This window comes from Paenibacillus phytorum (assembly GCF_013141715.1).
GTDB lineage: Bacteria > Bacillota > Bacilli > Paenibacillales > NBRC-103111 > Paenibacillus_E > Paenibacillus_E phytorum.
On sequence record NZ_WHOA01000213.1, the window covers coordinates 1 to 2,369 of the forward strand.

The 2,369-nt window shown below is 43.8% G+C and carries 3 protein-coding genes; all 3 read right to left on the minus strand.

Translation table 11 applies throughout. The annotated features are described in order from the left end of the window. A partial coding sequence (locus GC098_RS30080) for a sigma factor (protein WP_281367148.1) occupies positions 1–389 on the minus strand: 389 nt, incomplete at its 3' end. Positions 390–409: 20 nt separating this feature from the next. Then, positions 410–781: a YciI family protein gene (locus tag GC098_RS30085; protein WP_246359051.1), complete on the minus strand. Its 372-nt coding sequence runs from the start codon at positions 779–781 to the stop codon at positions 410–412. A 449-nt stretch (positions 782–1,230) separates the two neighbouring features. Continuing rightward, positions 1,231–1,839: a transglutaminase-like domain-containing protein gene (locus GC098_RS30090; RefSeq protein ID WP_171647148.1), complete on the minus strand. Its 609-nt coding sequence runs from the start codon at positions 1,837–1,839 to the stop codon at positions 1,231–1,233. Between the last annotated feature and the right edge of the window lie 530 nt (positions 1,840–2,369).

The following is a 2,369-nucleotide window of genomic DNA, read 5'->3' on the forward strand; positions in this document are numbered from 1 at the left end:
TCAAGGCCAAGCACGGACTGGAGCATGAGCGGTGTGCGCACGGCAGGGTCAATTTCGGGATGGGCGCAAATAAACAGCATCTTGAGCCGTTCATCCGGAAAAGACGCTTCGGGTCCGGCCCATTGCTGCGCATTTTTCGCCATTGTGATCAAAGTCTGCTCCGCACCGGCATGCACTCGGGCATGCCGGGTACCGTCGATCAGTCTGCGCTGCGCAGTAGTAAGCAGCCAGGCCTCGGGCTTATCCGGCACTCCAGTCGCAGGCCATGATTCCAGCGCGGCCAGGAAAGCGTTGGCAAGCGCATCCTCCGCTGCGGCCAGGTCACGCCAACGCACAGCCAGTAAAGCAACCAGACGGCCGTAGGAATCCCGTGCCGTCTGTTCGATCATTTGGTGAGGATGCATGGCGCTCATTTCGAAATCGGATGCAAGTTGGGGCGGACCTCAACCGAGCTGCCAGGACAACGTGCCGCCCATTCCAATGCGGTATCCAAATCTGGCACGTCGATGATGATCAAACCGCCGATTTGCTCCTTGGTTTCGGTGATCGGGCCATCCTGAACCAGCAATTCGCCGTCCCTGCGGCTAAGCGTGGTCGCCGTCTCCGGGGACTGGAGACCTGCGCTGCTTACAACAATGCCGGAATCGCGCAACACTGTGACATAATGGGCCCAGCTTGCGACGTACGCCTCCTTGTGAATCGGATCGGTTCGTTTGGCGAAATCCTCCGTCGTTTCATACATTAGCAGTGTGTAATTCATGGTTATTGCTCCTCTCAACATTCATAATGGGGTTGTTTCATGTCTTCACTATAATGACGATCCCGAACAATGAATTTCTACATCATCCGAAAATATTTTTTCGAACTTCAGATGACGCAACTCAAAGCAGCCCGTAGAACCGATGCAACTCAAGAAAAAAAATGCCAAGCCATCCATCGTGCAGAGCTAGGCATTAGTTAATTAGAAATTCAGTTGACCCACTGTCGCCTGCTACCATTTCAGCTCCGGAGCACACCGCTACACCGAACTTCTCATTGAATAAACTATTTGTCAGAGCAACTCAATTACTAAATTTACCACACAAATAGAATTAATACTTCTTTATTCTTCACTCAGATAAACACTTTTTTGAAGAAAACTGCCCGTCCCTCGAAATAAAGGCCACCGATCATATCGGTAGCCTCGTCCTGAGTGTTCATTCAACTATAGTTCCTCGTTGATTAAATAAACTACAAGCTAACTGGCAAACCATGCAGACACATATTTATACAATCTGTATTCTGTTTTAATGCATTAATTGTTTTTGGGTTTGGAAGTTTATATATTTCCGAATAATCAACTTCGTTGTATTCTTCCCTCACCGAAAAAGCAAGTTTCTCAACATCTATAGAGAATTCAGCGTGAACACTTTCTTTATTTCCCCGTGCATCTAGTCGAACCCATCTATCTATAGATTTCAGGAAAACGGCATTTAAAGCATGTATGCAATACCCTGTATCTGGTGTATCGCCTATTGTAAGCCGTTGATAACAAAAACCAGTGGGAATCCCTTTGCTCCGTAATAGGGCACACAATAAATTAGATTTAGCGTAACAAATACCTTCCTTAAAATAGAGTACTTCCGATGCTTTACACGTTATTCGCGGACTTTGAATATCCCAAGAATGAGATATTTCATCACGAACAAATTCATAGGCTTTTTTCACAAACTCGACTTCGTTAGATGAAGTAGAAAATAACTCGGATGCTTTTTCCTTAACATCACTTTGACTAAAATCTACTTCTTCAGTTTCTACCAAATAATCTTCTAGTGAATCCGATTTAGTTATTAAGATCATCACTTATCACCTTCAATAGTTTATTTGCATGACAAATTTCATCACATGCATTGAATTTGGAGCAGTTGACGCAATCCTAATCCTTCCATATCTTTTGAGATAATGTTTCTTTCTCTACTCTTATCTCTCCTACCACCGGTAATTTCGAATCCGTTATTTTCATAAAACGAGACAGTACTATCGAACTCTGGTAGAGGTGGAGTAGCAACTTCTAAACGTTTCCAACATAATCCAATTCAGAATTGAATAATTATACAAAATTATTTATTTTTATTCAATCATTTTCGGCATGCTTGCTTAGTTTTTCTGCCCATTAGCTGAGAAGGCAGCCGTTCTATGTTGTCGGGAGCCTTCTCCTGATGTCTATTGAGCTATAGTTATCCGTTAGTTCAAGTGAGTGGTGCTATTTGCGAGTTTCAAAATATTAGCTTTGGGGTGATAGTCCAAGAAATGAATCCAGTGTTCATCGTCTTTTTTAATATGTCTTTCAGGTATTACAACTCCACCGAAAGTTAAGAGTTGTCGGCATG